This is a genomic window from Mycobacteroides franklinii, from assembly GCF_002013895.1.
In the GTDB taxonomy this organism is placed as follows: Bacteria; Actinomycetota; Actinomycetes; order Mycobacteriales; family Mycobacteriaceae; genus Mycobacterium; species Mycobacterium franklinii.
Window position 1 is genome coordinate 41,882 of sequence record NZ_MAFQ01000010.1, and the last position, 17,729, is coordinate 59,610.

Consider the following 17,729-nt stretch of genomic DNA (forward strand, 5'->3'; position numbering starts at 1 on the left):
GTTGCGCAAGGAGAATGCATGGCCAACCGTGAGGGATTCAACCTGGACCGCCTGGGCCAGTGGACCGAAGAGCAGGAGTTCAAGGTCGAGCGGGAGCAGACGATTGCCTACGCAAAGGCAACCAACGACCCAATCGCCGCCCACCTGGAAGGCACCTACGCGCCTCCGGTCTTCGCGGTAGTGCCAGTCACCGCGATCATGGCCGACGCAACCATGGGGGTGGTTCCCGATGAGCTGATGATGCGAATCCTCCATGGCGAGCACGACTTCCGCATCCACCGGCCGATCGAGCCCGGCGAAATCCTGACGGTACGCGCCAAGCCGATCGGTATCGAGGGCAAGGACTCGGGCGTTGTCGTCACAACACTGATGGAAACCCGCAGCAATCGGGGCGATCTGGTCAACGAGCAGTACTTCATCGGCTTTTTCCGCGGCGGTACGTTCGACGGCACCGTGGGGGAGAGAAGCCCTGAGCATAGTTTTGACGCGTCGCTGCGTGACCGTCAGCCGGACTTCAGCGCGGTCCAGACGTTCGACGAGGACCAGACGTTCCGTTACAGCGAGCCTGCGGGCGATCCGATGCCGATCCATTTAGATGACGATTTCGCCAAGGCAATGGGCTTGCCGGGCATCATCATTCATGGTCTGTGCACCATCGCCTTCACCTCGCACGCGCTGCTATCGCAGCTGTGCCCGGATGATCCCGGTCGTCTCAAGCGGCTCGCGGTGCGGCTCAGCAAGCCCGCACTACCGAAGGAAACGATCACCAGCAGGTTCTGGAACACGGGCGAGGGTACCTATGCCTTCGAGACCGTCGGTGACGAGAAGCCCGGCAAGTTCGTCATCACGGATGGCTTGGCCGAGTTCGCCTAGAAAGGCAATGGAATTATGGGTAAGAGAGTATTTGTGGTCGGCGTCGGCATGACGAAATTCGAGAAGCCCGGACGGCGCGAGGGCTGGGACTACCCGGCGATGACCCTGGAATCGGGCACCAACGCGCTCGATGACGCGGGCATCGAATACGACCTGGTGCAACAGGCCTACGCCGGTTACTGCTACGGCGAATCATGCTCCGGACATCGCGCAGTGTATGGACTGGGCCTGACCGGCATCCCCGTCTTCAACGTGAACAGCAACTGTTCGACGGGCTCGAGTGCATTATTTCTTGCGGCGCAGGCCGTTCGCGGCGGACTAGCGGACTGCACGCTGGCGATCGGCTTCGAGAAGATGCAGCCGGGGTCACTCGGTTCCACCTACGATGACCGCGAACAGCCGATGCAGAAGCACCTGGAAGCGATGGCCGAACTTCAGGAATTCGCATTCCCCGTCGCGCCGTGGATGTTCGGTGCGGCGGGTGTGGAGCACAATCAGAAGTACGGCTCAACCCCAGAGCATTTCGCCCGGATTGCCGTCAAGAATCACCGCCATTCGGTGAACAACCCGTACTCGCAGTTTCAGGACGTGTACACCGAGGAAGAGATCCTGGACGCCAAGATGATTTACGCCCCAGGGCAACTCACTCGCCCGATGTGCTCGCCGACATCCGACGGCTCAGCCGCAGCTGTGCTCGCCAGCGAGGCATTCGTCGAGAAGCACGGTCTCGCGGCGCAGGCGATCGAGATCGTCGGCCAGGCTCTGGTTACCGATGTGCCAGGGACATTCGGCGCGGGCAGCATGGCGACCCTTGTCGGTGCCGATATGAGTCGCGCCGCTGCGAACCGTGTGTACGAGCAGGCGCAGATCACTCCCGACGATATCGATGTGATCGAGCTACATGATTGCTTCGCGCCTAACGAATTGCTCACCTATGAGGCGCTGGGGCTTGCCGGTGAGGGTGAAGGTCACAAGCTCGTCGACAACGGCGACACCACCTACGGCGGTCGCTGGGTTGTCAATCCGTCCGGTGGTCTCATCTCCAAAGGGCATCCCCTGGGCGCTACTGGTCTCGCACAATGCGCCGAACTCACCTGGCAGCTGCGCGGCACGGCGGACCAACGTCAGGTCGACGGTGCGAAGGCCGCACTGCAACACAACATCGGTCTCGGCGGGTCCGCCGTTGTCACCGCGTACCAGCCTGCTAACCGATGAATCCTGTTATCCAACAACAATTCCCCATATAAAAGAGGAGTAATGCATCATGGCCAAGGCCAACGTTTCCAAAGAGATCGCCGCGCCGCAAGAAAAGGTGTGGGCCACCATTTCCGACCCTGCGCGCTTCGAGGAATGGCTGACTGTGCATACGAAGTGGAAGGAAGCTCCACCGGCGCAGCTGTCCAAGGGCGCCACCATGAGCGAAATTCTCACGATCATGGGTATGGCCAACACCATCACGTTCACCGTTGACGAGTTCGATGCCCCGAACAGCACCACGTTTTCGGGCACTGGCATGGCCGGAGCGAAGATCAGCTTCCGGCTGACCGTTGAGCCACACGGCGATGAGGCCTCCATCGCAACTGTCGACGCTGAGTTCATCAGCCAGATGATGGTGGGAGCCATCGGGGGAGCGATCGAACGCGCATCGACGAAGGAACTCAACGAGTCCCTCGACAAGCTCGCTGCCCTCGTCGCCTGACGTTCGATCATTCACTTACAGAAGGAAACTCATATGGGTTCAATGAAGAACCGTGTCGCGATCGTGACCGGCGCGGGTCGCGGCATTGGTCGTGAGCACGCGCTGTTGCTTGCCGAAGAGGGCGCGAGTGTTGTCGTCAACGATCTTGGAGGCGCCAACGACGGGAGTGGCGCCGACGTGGGTCCTGCCCAGGAAGTGGCAAACGAGATCGTCGCCGCGGGCGGCAATGCGGTTGCCAATACCGATGACATTGCGACCTGGATTGGTGCGAAGAGCCTTGTGGATCAGGCTATTTCAGAATTCGGTGGCCTGGACATCGTCGTCAACAACGCTGGCATTCTCCGTGATGGTTTCGTTGCGGCCATGGAGGAATCGCAGTGGGACAGCGTGGTCGCGGTGCACCTGAAGGGGCACTTCGCGGTGTTACGCCATGCCGCCGGGTATTGGAAGGAACAGTCGAAGGCGGGCAAGCCGGTGAACGCTGCCGTGATCAACACCGCGTCTGCGTCCGGTACCTTCCTGACGAACGCGGGCCAGGTCAATTACGGCGCCGCCAAGGCAGGTATCGCCGCCCTCACTCAGGTTGCAGCTCTCGAGCTTGAGCGTTACGGGGTACGCGTGAATGCCATCGCTCCTGTGGCGAGAACTCGGTTGACCCTCGCGACGCCGGGCATGAGCGCGATCTTCGCCGAAGAGGTTCCTGAGGGTGAGTTCGATGCGTTCAGCCCCGCGAACATCGCACCCGTGGTGGCGTATCTTGCCGGCGAGAAATGCCCCTTGAACGGCGCTGTTCTCGCGGTCCAAGGCGGTGCCATCACCTTGCTGGAGGGCTGGACGTCACGGGAAACCGTCGAGACCGAAGGTCCGTGGGTTCTCGACGAGCTGCCCACTCAGTTGGACCATTGGGCGGCTGGGGCCTGAACGCATGATTGATGAGCGACGTGCTGTCTACGCCGGTGTGGGCACGCGCGAACTGTTCGTCGCGGGGGAGGGGCCGGCCGTCGTGCTTCTGCATGGGTTTTCCCACTCTGCGGACGCGTGGCGTCCGCTTCTGGACCGGTTCGAAGAAGCCGGGCAGGCCGCTGTCGCGGTTGACCTGCCCGGCTTCGGTGCCGCCGACTCCGCCCGGCCCGGCGCATGGCTGCCACAGGGCGACCGCTTCGTCGGGGAGGTGATCGCGCAGCATGGTCGGAACACTTCGGTCGTCCTGGTCGGGAACTCGCTCGGCGCGTATCTGGCTCTCCGCGCCGCGGCCTCACCCCAGCGGCTTCCCATCCGGGGCATTGTGCCCACGGGCACTCCCGGCATGGGGTGGACGCGGCTGGTCCGGGTCGGTCAACTGGGTGCCGCACGTTTCTTCGCGCGGGCGACGGTATGTACCCCTCGGCCCCTTCGGGCCTATCTTGCCGACGCGGTCATCGGGCGGTTGATCTACGGAAACCAGGCATCGCGGGACAAGAAGATGGTGCGCACCCTCAGTTCTCAGTTGTACGGCCGCGGCGACGCCCACAAGCTGCTGGTGCAGGGACTTCGCATGAAGGCGGAAGTCGATGGCGAGCCGGCGATTACCGGTATCTCGTGTCCTACCGTGCTTGTGCATGGGCGCCGGGATCGACTTGTCGCGCTCGCGTCGAGTCAGGGCTGGCACCAAGCCATTCCACAGAGTCGGCTGGTGGTGCTCGACCACGCAGGCCACTGTCCGCAGCTGGATGAGCCTGACTACATCGTCGGCATCTCCCGCGGGCTAACCGCGGGAGATGCCGATCAATCCAGGCCGGCGTGACACAGACGGGCCGGTGAGCAGTCGTTGATCACATTTCCTGTGCCGGCATCTTTCGTTAGCCCTGACCGGATCGGCGGTCCAATAGGTGACTGAGTTCGGCCCTGGTTGCAGGCCAGGGGTCAGGTTTTCTCGGCCGTTGGCGGGGTTCGATACTCAGGCGCAGAGCAAGGCCGCGCATGGTGTCCAGCGCTACGCCGATACGGCGATTCCACACCGGTCGAGGCAGGTCGGGCGGTATCAGATCGGTTGCCGCTGCAGTTATCCCGGCGTTCATGGTTCGCTCCAGTGGGGCGAGCCGTTCGTAGAGTTCGGCGTCTTCGCTGGCGGCGAACCATACCCGGATCCACACCTGGAACAGTTCACTTGTGAAGTAATCCCACATGACGTCCAGTGCCTCGGCCGTGCGGGTATCGCCAGTAGCCGGCAGATCCGCCACCCGGGCTCGCAGCTCGTCGACGGCCAGTCGGCCGACTTCGTCCAGCGTGGCCGCAATCAGATCCAGCCGGGACGGAAAATGGTATGCCAGGGCGCCTGGCGAGGAATCGGCCATTTCGATCACACGTCGGGTGGTGGTGGCGAGATAGCCGTGCTCGGCAATGCTGCGAATCGTCGCGGTGATCAACGCGGCACGCGTCTGTTCGCGGCGCTGCGCCTGCGTGCGGGGTGCCGGAATCTGCGCGCTGGACCTGGGCATGACTCCACTCTAGCCAAACGGGGCAGGTGCCCCGTAACATCGCCTAGGTTAGTTGCGGGGCACGTGCCCTGTTTTTCGAAGGAGTCTCCAATGGCGATAGCAGACCAGGTAAGTGCGGGTGGGGGCATCCACTCCGATATGGATGCACTGGCCGCAATGATCAATACCGGGATGGAGCACGCCGTCCCGGCGATGCACCAACTGGGCATCCGGGTTCTCGAGGTCGGGCCCGGACACGCGGTCACTGTGGTACCACTGGCGGGCAATAGCAACCACATCGGCACCATGTATGCGGGCGCACTATTCGGTGCCGCAGAGCTGCTCGGTGGCGCCCTGTTCTTTCCGAATTTCGATGCGGCACGGTTCTACCCGACCGTGAAGGACCTTCAGATTCGTTATCGACGGCCCGCGACCACCGATGTGCGGGCGCGGGCGTCACTGGACGCGGCCACGATCGACCGCATGCAACAAGAAGTCCGGATAACCGGCAGAACCGAGTTCGTGCTGGATGCTGTCCTGACTGATAACTCCGGCGCGACAGTGGCCACCACGCATGGCACCTATCAGATCCGCACTTCCGGCGAATCCACACCATCATGAAGGAACTCGCCATGGAGGCAAGCACAAACCGGGCTCTGGATCAGCGGCCCACCATCGATGTACACAACCCGGCCGACGGTCGATTGGTCGGCAAGGTCATCGACGAGTCCGCAGAGTCGGTCGCCGAAAAGGCGCTCGCCTTGCGGCAGGGGCAGGGGGAGTGGGAAGCCCTGGGACACCAGGGCCGAGCCCGCTGGCTCTTCACGTTTCAGTCATGGCTTCTCGACCATTCGGCGCATATCGCCGATGTCTTGCAGTCCGAGACCGGCAAGCCGCGCGCCGAGGCAGAATTCGAAGTCCCCGCATGGGTCGACCTGATCAACTACTTCGCTCGCAATGCGGGCAAGTTCCTGGCCGACGAGCGGCCAAGACCGCACAGCCCACTCGGCTGGACGAAGACGCTCACAACCACGTACCGGCCCTATCCGCTAGTCGGCGTCATCGCCCCGTGGAACTTTCCCCTCGCTATGGCTGGACTTGATGTTCCGCCCGCACTCATGGCGGGTGCCGCCGTACTGCTGAAGCCGTCCGAGGTAACCCCACTTAGCGCACTTGAGCTCGCACGGGGGTGGGATGAGATCGGCGCACCGAAGGTGTTCGCGGTCGCGACAGGGCGTGCCAATACCGGTGGGGCAGTGGTCGATACGGTCGACTACGTGCAGTTCACCGGCTCGACGAGCACCGGTCGAAGTATCGCGCGGCGATGTGTCGAGCAGCTGAAGCCGTACAGTCTGGAGCTCGGGGGGAAGGATCCCGCTCTGGTACTGGCGGATGCAGACGTCGACCGCGCTGCACACGGTATTGCCTGGGGTGCGTTGTTCAATGCCGGCCAGGTCTGTGTGTCGGTCGAGCGCGTGTATGTCGAGGCGCCCGTCTACGACGAGTTCGTCTCGAAACTCACGCAGCGTGTCCGCGAACTGCGTCAGGGCCAGGATGACAGAGGTTTCCGCTTCGACACCGGGCCGATGGCGAACATGACTCAGCGCGATATCGTCCAGCGACACGTCGATGAGGCGATTGCGGCCGGCGCACGCGCGACTATTGGCGGAAAGCCCACTGGCCGCGGCACATTCTTCGAGCCGACGGTGCTCATCGACGTGAACCAATCGATGTCCTGCATTCAAGAGGAGACGTTCGGCCCGACGATTCCGGTAATTAAGGTTGCCGACGAGGACGAGGCGATCCGGCTTGCGAACGACTCACGCTACGGTTTGTCGGCATCGGTGTGGACTCGCGACCAGGCGCGCGGGCGTCGGGTCGCCAGGAAGCTCGATGCCGGCGCGGTCAACATCAACGACACCATCGCGAATTTGTTCAGTTTCGCCTTGCCGATGGGCGGCTGGAAGCAATCCGGTGTCGGGTCACGCTGGGGCGGGGCGGCCGGCGTGCGTAAGTACTGCCGACAGACCGCTATTACGGAGCCACGTCTGCCACCTGTGATCAACGAACCCATGTGGTTTCCCTATTCCAAGACCCGGATCCGACTCGCTTTCGGTGCCATGCGTGCTATTGGTGCACAGGGCCTGCGTCGAATCGGCTTATCAAAGGAGAAAGTTCGATGAAGAATAATTCAAATGTTTTGCGCGGCAGGGTAATAGCAATCACTGGTGGAGCGCGCGGTATCGGATTCGCGACCGCTTCGACCTTGCGCGCGCTGGGCGCCAAGGTGGCCATCGGCGATGTCGACGAGGTCGCGGCCAAGCAGTCCGGTGCCGATATCGACGTGTTTCCACGCCAGCTGGATGTCACCGATTTCTCGTCATTTACAACATTCCTGGACGACGTGGAACACGAGCTCGGTCCACTGGACGTGTTGATCAACAACGCGGGCATCATGCCTGTCGGGCTGCTGACCGACGAGCCAGATGCGGTGACTCGGCGCATCCTGGACATCAACGTCTACGGGGTCATCATCGGGACCAAACTTGCTGCGCAGCGCATGGTTCCGCGCACATCGGGTCATGTCATCAACGTCGCGTCGCTGGCTGGTGAGACATACACTGCCGGGCTTGCCACCTACTGCGCGAGCAAGCATGCGGTCGTAGGCTTCACAGACGCGGTGCGCGTAGAAAACCGGAAGACGGGAGTGCACTTCTCGACGGTGCTGCCATCGTTCGTGAATACCGAACTGACCTCGGGCACAACGGGTATCAAGGGCCTCAAGAACGCCGAGCCTAGCGATATCGCCGACGCCATGGTCGATCTCATTATCAACCCGCGGCCCAAGGTACGAGTCACTCGGTTGGCTGGCGCACTCATTTCATCGCAGAAATTCATGCCGCGCGTCATTGCGGAAGGATTCACCACGCTCTTTGGCGGAGATCACGTCTTCACTGACAACGTCGACACGGCGCAGCGCAAGGCGTATGAGGACCGCGCCCGCGGTGAAAGGTGAAGGCAGATATATGACGCCGCGAACATTGGTCGAATCGTTCCAGTCCGTTGCCGCACGCCAACCTGACGTGGTCGCGATCCGCAGCGCGGACGGTGCGACCGCCCTTACCTGGCGACAGTACGCGCAGCGGGTCCGCGCAATAGCGTCCGGCCTGGCCGCTATCGGCGTCGCGCCGGGAGACACCGTCGCCTTGATGCTGACAAACCGGCCCGAATTCCATCTCTGCGACACAGCGGTCCTGCATACCGGCGCGACGCCCTTCTCCGTGTACAACACCAATCCCGCAGCAGTGCTCGCGTACCAGTTCGACAACGCCGGAAACCGCGTGGTGATCTGCGAGAAGCTTTTTCTGTCAACGGTGCTCGCCGCAGTAACACAAGACAGCAAGGTCGAACATGTGATCTGTGTCGACGGGGAGGCCGACGGCGTCATCAGTCTGAGTGCGCTTGAGTCATCCTCTGCCAGCGACTTCGATTTCGACGCCTCCTGGCAGGCTGTGCGGCCCGATGACCTGCTGACAATCGTTTACACGTCCGGCACCACGGGTCCACCGAAGGGGGTGGAACTCACACATACCAACTTCATCGAGAATGCACGTATTACCGATGATTTCGGCGGAATCGGTGCGGTGGATCGCGTGATTTCCTACCTGCCGGACGCCCACGCGGCCAACCGCTGGTTCGCGCACTACACAAACCTCTTGCACGGCGTCACCGTGACGACCGTGCCCGACGTCAAACAGGTGCTTGCCGCGTTGACCGTCGTGCGGCCAACCGCGTTCCTCGGCGTGCCACGCATCTGGGTGAAGCTCAAGGCGGCACTCGAACAGCGGATTGCCGACGAACCCAATCTCATGAAGCGGCGGCTTGCACAGTGGGCATTCGCGACCGGGCAAGCCAAGGCTCGCATCGAATCGGCCGGCGGACGTCTTCACGTCTTGGGCGCTTTCCGATACGAACTCGCGGATCGGATGGTGTTGTCGAAGGTGCGCGCACAACTCGGCATGGACCAGATACGCCTCGCGGTCACCGGCGCCGCACCCATCCCGCCCGAGGTGCACGAGTTCATTCTCGGGCTTGGTGTCCCGCTGTGCGAGGGCTGGGGAATGTCGGAATGCACTGCCGCGGTGACTGTCAATCTGCCGACCCGCATCAAGATCGGTACCGTAGGACGCCCGGTGCCCGGCGCAGAGATCGCACTGGCCGCCGACGGCGAGGTCTTGGTGCGCGGTCCGATGGTAATGCGCGGCTACCGCAAGGATTGCGAAAAGACCAGTGAAACAATTGATTCCAGTGGCTGGCTGCATACCGGCGATATTGGCCGCATCGATGCGGACGGCTTCCTGTCCATCATCGATCGGAAGAAGGAACTGATCATCAACGCGGCCGGTAAAAATATGTCTCCCACGAACATCGAAAACACGGTAGCGGCCAATTGCGCACTAATCGGGGTTGTCGCGGTGATCGGGGACGCGCGCCCCTACAACACCGCGCTGATCTGTCTGGATCCCGATGTGAAGGGGAAGTACACGTCAGATGGTGCCATCGGACAAGCAGTCGAAGCCGGCGTTGCCGCGGCAAACGCGAAGCTGTCGCGCGTCGAACAAATCAAGAGGTTCACCGTGTTGTCCGAAACATGGGAGCCCGGTGGGGAGTACCTGACGCCGACGCATAAGCTCAAACGCAAAACAATCGAGGCGCGCTACGGCGAGCTTATCCAACAGATGTATCCGTAACGGGGCGGGACGATGTCGGCCACCCGACGTCGTCGAGCCATTGCGGCCGTCAGGGCGGGAACACTTCAGCGGCCGTTAAGTGCTTGTTGCAGTATCTGTTCGAGTTCTTTTTGGACGTTTTGCAGGGGCGCGGTATCGCGGTTGGCACGGGCGAGAATCAGCCCGCCTTCGATCGATGTGACGATGAGTGTGGCGAGGCTGCCCGCGCGTTTCTGCTTGATTCCCATCTCCACGAGACCTGCGGCAATAAGGTCCTGCCAGGTTTGGAAGATGGCATCGGCCTGGGGAATCAAACCCTCGTCGATGTCGCCGCCGCCGATCGCTGCGGAAGCAATCGGGCAGCTGACGCCGAAGTCCTTATGCTGCAAGATCGTTACCCAAAACTTGATATAACGGCTGATTCCGCTGGCCGGATCGACAGCGAACGCTTCGGCGACCTTGGTCTCCGTGATGTGGCCGGCCAGATCGAGGGCTTCGGCGATCAATTGAGCGCGCCCTTCAGGGAAGTAGTAGTAGACCGAACCTCGCGGCGCGCCGCTGCGCGCGATGACCTCATCGACAGTGACGCCGGCCGCACTACGTTCGGCCATGAGCTCCACGGCCGCGTGCAGCATCCGCTCCTTGGTCTTTCCCTTGCCTGACCTCTGCGGCGTTTTTATGCCAACCACCGGCGATCATCCCTTCTGCTTCACCTTCGGCCGGCAGTCTATCTAACCTATGGATTATGGTATTGGCCATATGTTAGATTGCGGAAACGGGCTGCACGCGCGGCACGCACCAGATCGAACAACTAAGGAGACACGACGTGGCAGAAATACGAACCAGCGAAGTGATCGTCGACGGCGTGCGGTCTCCACTGTTGGCAACCGGGCCCGATCACGACTCAACAGCCGTGGTCTTCATTCACGGAAATCCGGGTTCGTCGCATGATTTTCGAGGACTGCTGGCCACGGTTGGTGACCACACGCGCGCGGTGGCGCTGGATATGCCCGGCTTCGGGCAGGCAGATAAGCCGCGCAACTTCTCGCAAAGCGCAGTCGGACATGCACGTCATCTTGACGGTGCGCTCGCGAAGCTGGCTATTTCCGATGTTCACCTCGTGCTGCATGACTTCGGTGGGCTGTGGGGACTCACCTGGGCTGCTGCACACCTGGAGCAGGTCGCGTCTATCACGCTGATGAACACCGGCGCGATCTCCGAGCACCGCTGGCACTGGCCCGCACGACTGTGGCTTGTGCGCGGAATCGGGGAACTCGTCATGCGTCTCACCACAACCGCAGCGTTCAAACTCATCATCCAACATGGTTATGCCCTCAAACCGTGGCCCACACCGCTGCCTGCCGATTTCCTGGCACACATGGCCCATGATTTCGACGCCGAGACACGTGACGCGGTGCTGCACTTGTACCGCGCATCTCGCAACATGGGTGAGTTCGGGCCCGCCCTGGCATATCTGTTGCGCCAGCACGCTATTCCAGCATTGGTAATCTGGGGTGCTCGCGATCACTTCCTGCCCGTCAAACATGCGCATCAGCAACTCGACGCCTTTCCCTCGGCAGAGGTGGTCATCCTGGACAAAGCCGGGCACTTCCCGATGATCAGCCATCCCGCCCAGACCGAAGCCGCCGTCACCAGATTCCTCAAACCTCTACTGGCCCAGGCGCAAGTACCGGCACCCAGGCTTGATGCCGAACAGATCCAACCAGCACGCTGACGCCGAATTCGTTAGCCGATGTCATCAACATGGTGTTTGTTCGGGTGACCCTCAAGAACCTGTGCGGCCCGAAGGCCGGGACCGCGATGCGGAATGACGTTGTGGCGGACTGCGGTCAAATTTCACGAAGGTCTCAGTTGAGCAAAGGTACTGCAGCGTAACCGCGAGGCGTGGACCTGTATGGCCTGACTGGCTCTAGTGTTGGCCGTTATGGCAGGACGTGACAGTTACGTGAAGCGTTGGCGCGTCTCACTTTACGTAGTTCTACCAGCGTTGGTGCTTGCTCCACTCGGAGTCCCCGGTGCGCCTGTCGCCCACGCGGCCGCGGCGACAGCGACACTGTCGGTGACATCGACGTGGCAGACCGGTTTCATCGCCAGTTTCACCATCACCAACTTGAGCACGGTGCCACTATCTGATTGGGCGCTTGAATTCGACTTGCCGGTGGGAGAGTCCATCCGGCACACATGGAGTAGCACCATCACCCAATCGGGCACACACTATGTGCTCACCCCGGCGAACTGGAATCGCATCATTCCGCCGGGTGGTTCGGCCACCGGTGGCCTGCGAGGCGTACTGAGCGGTTCCTACACGCCACCGCTGAATTGTGTGCTCAACCGCCAATATGCTTGCAGTTAAGGGCGATTGCGCACTTTGGTTGATCAGTTGGTGGCGTTGAGGATCTTGATCGCGAAGACGAGCGAGTCTCCCGCACGAATGCCCGCGCTGGGCTGGCCGGCCGGATACCCGTCGGCCGAGGTCATCGCGACAGCGACGGTGGAACCAACGCGCTGTCCCGCGATGGCCTTCTTGAAACCCGGGACGACTCCACCAAGCGGGAACTGAGCCGGCGTGCCCCGTGTGTAACTGCTGTCGAACACCGACCCGTCGCGTCCATTCACACCCATGTAACAGACCGAAACCGTGGCCAAGTCTCCGACGGTTTGTCCGGATCCAGCCTGCAGTGTGTGCACCTGAGTCTCTGTCACACTGAACGGAGCGGTCACGTTGACGGACGGCGCCGCAGCATCCGTGGACCCGATCACCGCGACATTGCCGGTGCTTCCTGCCAGCGTCCACTCGGGGGTGCCACCGGCCTGCGGTGCGGCCGTGGGGCACCCACTGGCTGTGGTGGTTGGGTCAGCAGGTTCCGATTTGGCTTCCGTATCGGATCCGCACGCTGCGAGCGCCACGACGAATGAGGCGGCACAGGCCGCGAGCGTGACAGAAGGGGACACACGCGAGAGGTTCACGGCTGTCACGCTAACAGCTTGATTGCGATGTCGTCCCGAACCAAGATGTCGTCCCGAACCAAGTGGTGAGGAGCGGAGCGGATAACTGGACTCTTTGTCTAGCTATGGGCGCTCACTCGTCCCGATCGCTTTGTCGGTGCACCTGGTTGGGTATAGTCCGGCCGGGCGAGGGGTTCAGCCGCAACCTGACCACTACCGCAGGAAGACGCGAGAGGAAGTCCATGAGGACGATCGCATATCGCCACAAGGCAGTCGTCGGCCTGGCCGCCGTCGCGCTGATGACCGTCGGCTGCAGCAATGGCCCGAGCGTCGACATGTCGTCGCCTCAGGTCGGGTTGATCGCCACCACCTCGTCTGCAGCGCCGGCGCAGCCCGCCGAGGTCAAACTGATCGGGGACAGGGACGTCGAGGTAACACTGACTGGCCCGATCGCTGCCAAGTATTTGTCGGCGACCGAGGATCAGAAGCAGGCTCTCGGCAAGGCGCTGACGGGTGACCGCAACGCCGGCACTCGGGAGAGTGGCGCGGTGTTCCAGCAGTTCCAGGGCGGCGCGATCATCGCCAAGGACAACCAGGCAGGCACACCCGCATACATCGTTGTGGGCAAGATCCGGGATGCCTGGAATATCCAACGCGCCCCGGACGGCACACCGTCGATCACTGGCGAGAACGGCTCGGCGGGTCCGCTCGGCCTGCCCACCAGTGACGAGAACGCCGTCGGCGACCTCATTGTGTCGACCTTCGAGCACGGCAAGATCGCATACGACGCGAAGACCGACCAGGTCGAGGTGACGGTCAATGGCAAGGCTGTGCCCTCTGGGCTGTAACAACGGCGATTTACGCCGAAGATGTGCGGCATCGTTGGTCGCCGAGGAGCACTAACGTTCTGAGCTGCTGGGCGCCGCGGCGTGTATGGCTGCGGCGTACTTTCGCCAGATAAGAAGCGAGCCCGCGGAAAGCGCACCGAGGAATGCGAACGCAACCCGGAACCCGAATTCCTGGGCGATGTAGCCGCCGAGCAGGGGACTCAGACACGCTCCGACGCCTTGAGCAGCCATCAACGCTCCCTGTCCGATGTTGATGTGTCCGCTCCCTTCCAGCAGCTGTGCCACCAGCCCAGGAACCGCTACGGAAAGCATCCCTGCCCCGATGCCGTCCAGGATCTGCACGGGCACTATTCCCCAGGTAGTGACAACGCTGGCGGCGACGAGTCCACGTACGGGTAGGGCGACGAAGGCGATGGCAAACACCGTCCAGTAACCGCGTGTGCGGGCCATCCGGGTCGCGGCCAGCGAGGCGATCACCATCACCGCTTGGGCGACAACCACCGTCGCGGCTACGGTGAGGAACGGGTCGGCCCGGTGGGCAACGACGGCCAGCCCGTACAGGGGCAGCATTGCCGCATTCCCCAGGTGAAACAGCAGGACCGCGGCCGCCACAGCACGCAACACCGGAGAGCGCGCCAGAATCTGTAAACCGCTTGCAGCGCCCTGATTTTCATCGGTGGCTCCGCGCGCAGCCCGGTCATCGATGTGGCCAGCAGGTATCGACAGGATGGCGATGATCGCGGCTATTGCGAACAGTGCCGCCAGTCCGAAGACCGCGGCGAATCCGAAGTACCAACCAAGAACTCCGGAAAGCGCTGCGCCCACCATGTTTCCGGCGTGGTTGTAGGCCTGATTGCGGCCGTTTTGCTCAACGAAGCCCGACTGGCGCACCACTCCCAGGGTGATCCCGATGACCGCGGGGCCAAGGACAGCCGCGGCAACAGCCGCCGCGGCCTGTGCAGCGGCCACCACCCAGAATCCTCCGGAAACCAGTACGAGGGTCGACGCCGCGACAGTGCATATCGCCGCCACAACAACCCAGAACCTTTTGCGGCCTGTTGCGTCGATGAGGGCACCCGCCGGTGTGGTCGACGCCAGCCCCACGGCATTGCCCAGCGCTGTGACTGCACCGATGGCACCTGTCGCCCAGCCACGCCCCGCCAGTAAGACCCCAAGAAATGGACCGATACCCGCCTGCACATCGGCCATGAAAAAATTGGCCGCAGCTAAGGCGTTACGGTCGCGCGCGGTCCCTGTCCGCGTTTGCGTCATCTGGTGATTGTGCCCGCTGCAGCGGGCCGATGTCGCGGCTGTGAATATGAGATTGGCGAGTTGCCTGGCGAGCAGTCATGCGTGTGGGCCGTCGACGTTGTTCCCCTGAGCGGGGGTGTCTGGGCAGCGGGGCCGGGTTAACTCAGCCGGAATCGAACCTCCGCCAGGTTCGCGACCGCGACTGACTTCAGGAGTGAAGCGAGACCTAGGAGCTGCGCGGTTTTGGTGGGCTTCTCGGCGTGACCGAAGCCAACGGTGCGCACCGAACTGATCCGCCGGTAGAGGCGCTCAAAGTTGTTCACTTGCCGTTGCAGCGCAGCCATATCAATCAGTTCCGTTTCATCGCCCGGCAGTTCGGCGAGCAGGTACAGCGGCGCGGTGACGAGGGAAATTGCTGGTATACCGGCGTGCAGGAGAGGCTCGCCCTCGCCGAAGTGAACGAGGGCGCTCGGTCTCGAAACACGGGTGATCGCAGCATCTTCGGCCAGCCACTCTGCCCGCGCGAGATGTGCCAGCTCGGGCGTGGTCGCATACAGAAGTTCAGGTTCAATCCGTCCGGTCGGCCGGAAGTCGTTGGCGTCGGGGTCGTCGATGAATTCCCGAGCACCAAGGTGCTCAATAGCGAGGCCTGCAACCGCTCGCCGTTGGCCTGCGCCGCCGGCCCACAATTCTGGATGGTCGGCCAGGAAGCGCTGGGTTGCCTGCCCCTCGGAGGTGACCGCAGGGATTCGCATATGGCCACTGGTGAAGACGAAGACAGTCGTGCGATCGGGGGGATCGAGTGCGGCGGCGCGGGCCATAGCGACCACGGCGATATGGCCGTTCTCCTCAACGGCATTGACGCCGTCGGTATGAGTCACGACAAAGACGGTCTCATCCGGCCTGGTGGTTCCTTCGACCGTCGTCCAGATGGTCCGGGCGGACGAATCAGGGGTGAGCCGATAGTTCAGCACCAGCGTCGCGTGCTCGTGGCTGGTCGCGCTCGCACGTGCGGTAGCGGCGCCTTCGCCGCTGACGAAGACGGCAGGGATGCCCTGATAGTCCATTGTGAACGGGAGGTACTGGCCACGCGCGTGATCGTCACTTATGTTGCGCCACAAGAAGACAACCGCCTTGACGCCCGCCTTCCTCGCACGTGACAGGCCTAGACCAGCGAGCGTAGCGGCGATCAGCGGGTTGCGTATCACTGGCCATGGCGCATCATTTCCCCACCTATCGATGACCGCGGCAAAAGGCAACCTGAAGTTGTTGACCTCGAGAACGGCGATCTTTCCTCGCGCCTTGCCCCAGGCCGGTATTGGTCCGCGTAGCCGGACCAACTGCCCAGATACGCCACCAGGGCCAGTAGTTCCCGAGTACGGAACGACAGAGGCAATCGGAACAGGATGCCCGGCGAACTCAAGGGTTGGATCCGTGTCGCCTTCGGGTGCCCAGCGGGTGAAGGGCAGCACGTCGCTATGCACATCGAGTCCCGCGTCGATGAGTTGTTCCTCGATGTGCTTGATCAGTTCCGCGTGCTCGACAGTGCCCGTGACCCGACTCTTCAGGCGGTTCAGCAGCGCCACCTCCTGACCGATCTGATCGGCGGTGATGATGGACGCAGACCCTTCGCTATCTCTCACGTCCACAGCCTCCATTCCTCGCGCAACAGTCCATACCAAGCGTCCACACGCCTTACCAGTGTCGATACACTATGTATCGAAGCTCAACGCCGATACTATAGCGACGTGGGCGAGTCGCGAAACCTGTCGAACCGGGAGAGTTGAGTGAGTGCCACCACACTGCGAGATCGCAACCGAACACGAATTGAGCTGATCGACGCCACCCGCCGGCTCATCGATAGCAGCGGCAGAACCAAGTTTGCCGTCAAAGACGTGTGCGACTCCATCGGGTACACGCGAGGCGCGTTCTACTCCAGTTTTGCGTCGATGGATGATCATCTTGTCGCAGTCCACGAACGCCAAAATGCCGATCTGACCGAAGCGGTAGCGGCAGCGCTGGCCCATGCGCGGAGTGTTGTTGGCGACACGGGCGACCTTGTGACATTCGTGAACACGTTCATCTCGACGATCGCAGTCGATCGAGGCCGCCTTGCCTTGCAGTCGGCTTTGACCGCACGCGCACAACACAACCCACATCTGGCCGATCAGCTAACCGTGCAGAGAGATCACCTTCGCCAGACGCTAGAGCCGTACCTGCTGGATGTAATCGACTGTGCTGGTAGGGAATTGACCACCGACACGATCACCTTCACCCGTGCCGTCATGGCAGCTCAGTCGGGTGCCGCATCGCAGTTGATAGCCGCTGACGATCCCGATGATATTCGTCCACTACTGGTCGCTACAACCATGATCGGACTCAGCCGGCCACGAACAAGCGGTTAGGGAAGCACCGCCCCCATCGCGCTTCTAAAAACCTTTATGGCCAACGTGTTTGAGGGGAGACGACGAGTCGGCAATCCATGCCGACCAACTCGGGCGTCAATCACGGAATATCTGACTACCGCGATTTTCCGACGGTCCGCTCCTCAGGCGTGGTCGCTCCCCAGATACCGTGTGGCTCGCCGGACTCCAGTGCGTAGCCACGGCATTGGGCCAGCACAGGGCACGATCCGCGCAGCTCCTTGGCGGCGTCTTCACGACTTCGCCGGGTCGCCGGTGGTCCATCGGAGGGTGGGAAAAAGATGTCGATGGGTAACCCACGGCATCGGGCTCTGAGGCGCCACTCCGCGTGCAGGAGTGACGGTTTCCGTCGTGCACGGTGGTCGCAGACGGCGGGTGTGCCGATACTTGCGAGGGCGAAGTCGACAGCGCGGCAAGCGTGGCGAGCGCCTCCGCCTCAGTGCAATGTTGCAGCTGCATAAGCAGTCCGATGGCTCGACGGG

Annotated in this window: 19 protein-coding genes; 13 read left to right on the top strand and 6 right to left on the bottom strand. The window is 62.2% G+C overall.

The window, feature by feature from the left end; genetic code table 11:
• The first annotated feature begins 18 nt into the window (after nucleotides 1-18).
• The 5 genes from B4393_RS17670 to B4393_RS17690 are packed head-to-tail and all read left to right on the top strand — an operon-like array spanning nucleotide 19 to nucleotide 4,355.
• A complete protein-coding gene (locus B4393_RS17670) occupies nucleotides 19-873 on the top strand; it encodes a MaoC/PaaZ C-terminal domain-containing protein (protein WP_078335187.1) in 855 nt (284 codons plus the stop codon).
• A gap of 15 nt (nucleotides 874-888) precedes the next feature.
• Nucleotides 889-2,088 (top strand): lipid-transfer protein, encoded by a 1,200-nt coding sequence (locus tag B4393_RS17675; RefSeq protein WP_078335188.1) that lies wholly within the window; start codon nucleotides 889-891, stop codon nucleotides 2,086-2,088.
• 49 nt (nucleotides 2,089-2,137) lie between these two features.
• Nucleotides 2,138-2,572, top strand: coding sequence for a type II toxin-antitoxin system Rv0910 family toxin (locus tag B4393_RS17680; protein WP_078335189.1), 435 nt, complete (start codon nucleotides 2,138-2,140; stop codon nucleotides 2,570-2,572).
• 33 nt (nucleotides 2,573-2,605) lie between these two features.
• Nucleotides 2,606-3,493 (top strand): SDR family oxidoreductase, encoded by an 888-nt coding sequence (locus tag B4393_RS17685; RefSeq protein ID WP_078335190.1) that lies wholly within the window; start codon nucleotides 2,606-2,608, stop codon nucleotides 3,491-3,493.
• Nucleotides 3,494-3,497: 4 nt separating this feature from the next.
• Complete coding sequence (locus tag B4393_RS17690; RefSeq protein ID WP_078335191.1) at nucleotides 3,498-4,355, top strand: alpha/beta fold hydrolase; 858 nt, start codon at nucleotides 3,498-3,500, stop codon at nucleotides 4,353-4,355.
• Between the two features lie 55 nt (nucleotides 4,356-4,410).
• On the opposite strand, the gene B4393_RS17695 is transcribed toward B4393_RS17690, so the two are convergent.
• Nucleotides 4,411-5,049, bottom strand: a complete 639-nt coding sequence (locus B4393_RS17695) for a TetR/AcrR family transcriptional regulator (protein ID WP_078335192.1) — start codon at nucleotides 5,047-5,049, stop codon at nucleotides 4,411-4,413.
• Nucleotides 5,050-5,139: 90 nt separating this feature from the next.
• Here B4393_RS17695 and B4393_RS17700 point away from each other — a divergent pair, with 90 nt between their 5' ends.
• The 4 genes from B4393_RS17700 to B4393_RS17715 are packed head-to-tail and all read left to right on the top strand — an operon-like array spanning nucleotide 5,140 to nucleotide 9,779.
• Nucleotides 5,140-5,649, top strand: a complete 510-nt coding sequence (locus B4393_RS17700; RefSeq protein WP_236743185.1) for a PaaI family thioesterase — start codon at nucleotides 5,140-5,142, stop codon at nucleotides 5,647-5,649.
• 11 nt (nucleotides 5,650-5,660) lie between these two features.
• Nucleotides 5,661-7,211 (top strand): aldehyde dehydrogenase family protein, encoded by a 1,551-nt coding sequence (locus tag B4393_RS17705; protein WP_109558596.1) that lies wholly within the window; start codon nucleotides 5,661-5,663, stop codon nucleotides 7,209-7,211.
• Nucleotides 7,208-8,044: an SDR family oxidoreductase gene (locus tag B4393_RS17710; protein WP_078335195.1), complete on the top strand. Its 837-nt coding sequence runs from the start codon at nucleotides 7,208-7,210 to the stop codon at nucleotides 8,042-8,044. Before B4393_RS17705 ends, B4393_RS17710 begins: the two co-directional genes overlap by 4 nt.
• A gap of 10 nt (nucleotides 8,045-8,054) precedes the next feature.
• Nucleotides 8,055-9,779: an AMP-dependent synthetase/ligase gene (locus B4393_RS17715; RefSeq protein ID WP_078335379.1), complete on the top strand. Its 1,725-nt coding sequence runs from the start codon at nucleotides 8,055-8,057 to the stop codon at nucleotides 9,777-9,779.
• A gap of 65 nt (nucleotides 9,780-9,844) precedes the next feature.
• Here the strand turns inward: B4393_RS17715 and B4393_RS17720 are convergent, their stop codons facing one another.
• The gene (locus B4393_RS17720; RefSeq protein ID WP_133052604.1) at nucleotides 9,845-10,447 is read right to left on the bottom strand and encodes a TetR/AcrR family transcriptional regulator; all 603 of its coding nucleotides are present in this window, start codon (nucleotides 10,445-10,447) and stop codon (nucleotides 9,845-9,847) included.
• Between the two features lie 137 nt (nucleotides 10,448-10,584).
• Here B4393_RS17720 and B4393_RS17725 point away from each other — a divergent pair, with 137 nt between their 5' ends.
• Both B4393_RS17725 and B4393_RS17730 read left to right on the top strand, forming a co-directional pair.
• A complete protein-coding gene (locus tag B4393_RS17725) occupies nucleotides 10,585-11,493 on the top strand; it encodes an alpha/beta fold hydrolase (RefSeq protein ID WP_157901287.1) in 909 nt (302 codons plus the stop codon).
• A 210-nt stretch (nucleotides 11,494-11,703) separates the two neighbouring features.
• Nucleotides 11,704-12,132 (top strand): cellulose-binding domain-containing protein, encoded by a 429-nt coding sequence (locus B4393_RS17730; RefSeq protein WP_078335198.1) that lies wholly within the window; start codon nucleotides 11,704-11,706, stop codon nucleotides 12,130-12,132.
• Nucleotides 12,133-12,155: 23 nt separating this feature from the next.
• Here the strand turns inward: B4393_RS17730 and B4393_RS17735 are convergent, their stop codons facing one another.
• Nucleotides 12,156-12,686, bottom strand: a complete 531-nt coding sequence (locus B4393_RS17735; protein ID WP_078335380.1) for an FKBP-type peptidyl-prolyl cis-trans isomerase — start codon at nucleotides 12,684-12,686, stop codon at nucleotides 12,156-12,158.
• A gap of 281 nt (nucleotides 12,687-12,967) precedes the next feature.
• On the opposite strand from B4393_RS17735, the gene B4393_RS17740 reads away from it, so the two are divergent.
• Nucleotides 12,968-13,573, top strand: coding sequence for an LGFP repeat-containing protein (locus tag B4393_RS17740; protein WP_078335199.1), 606 nt, complete (start codon nucleotides 12,968-12,970; stop codon nucleotides 13,571-13,573).
• Nucleotides 13,574-13,624: 51 nt separating this feature from the next.
• Here the strand turns inward: B4393_RS17740 and B4393_RS17745 are convergent, their stop codons facing one another.
• On the bottom strand, nucleotides 13,625-14,845 hold the full coding sequence (locus B4393_RS17745) for an MFS transporter (protein WP_078335200.1): 1,221 nt from the start codon (nucleotides 14,843-14,845) through the stop codon (nucleotides 13,625-13,627).
• A 137-nt stretch (nucleotides 14,846-14,982) separates the two neighbouring features.
• On the bottom strand, nucleotides 14,983-16,467 hold the full coding sequence (locus B4393_RS17750) for a hypothetical protein (protein WP_236743186.1): 1,485 nt from the start codon (nucleotides 16,465-16,467) through the stop codon (nucleotides 14,983-14,985).
• A 144-nt stretch (nucleotides 16,468-16,611) separates the two neighbouring features.
• Between B4393_RS17750 and B4393_RS17755 the strand changes: the two genes are divergently transcribed.
• Nucleotides 16,612-17,229: a TetR/AcrR family transcriptional regulator gene (locus tag B4393_RS17755; protein WP_109558594.1), complete on the top strand. Its 618-nt coding sequence runs from the start codon at nucleotides 16,612-16,614 to the stop codon at nucleotides 17,227-17,229.
• Nucleotides 17,230-17,344: 115 nt separating this feature from the next.
• Here the strand turns inward: B4393_RS17755 and B4393_RS28400 are convergent, their stop codons facing one another.
• Nucleotides 17,345-17,632 (bottom strand): WhiB family transcriptional regulator, encoded by a 288-nt coding sequence (locus B4393_RS28400; RefSeq protein WP_330359281.1) that lies wholly within the window; start codon nucleotides 17,630-17,632, stop codon nucleotides 17,345-17,347.
• Nucleotides 17,633-17,729: the final 97 nt, after the last annotated feature.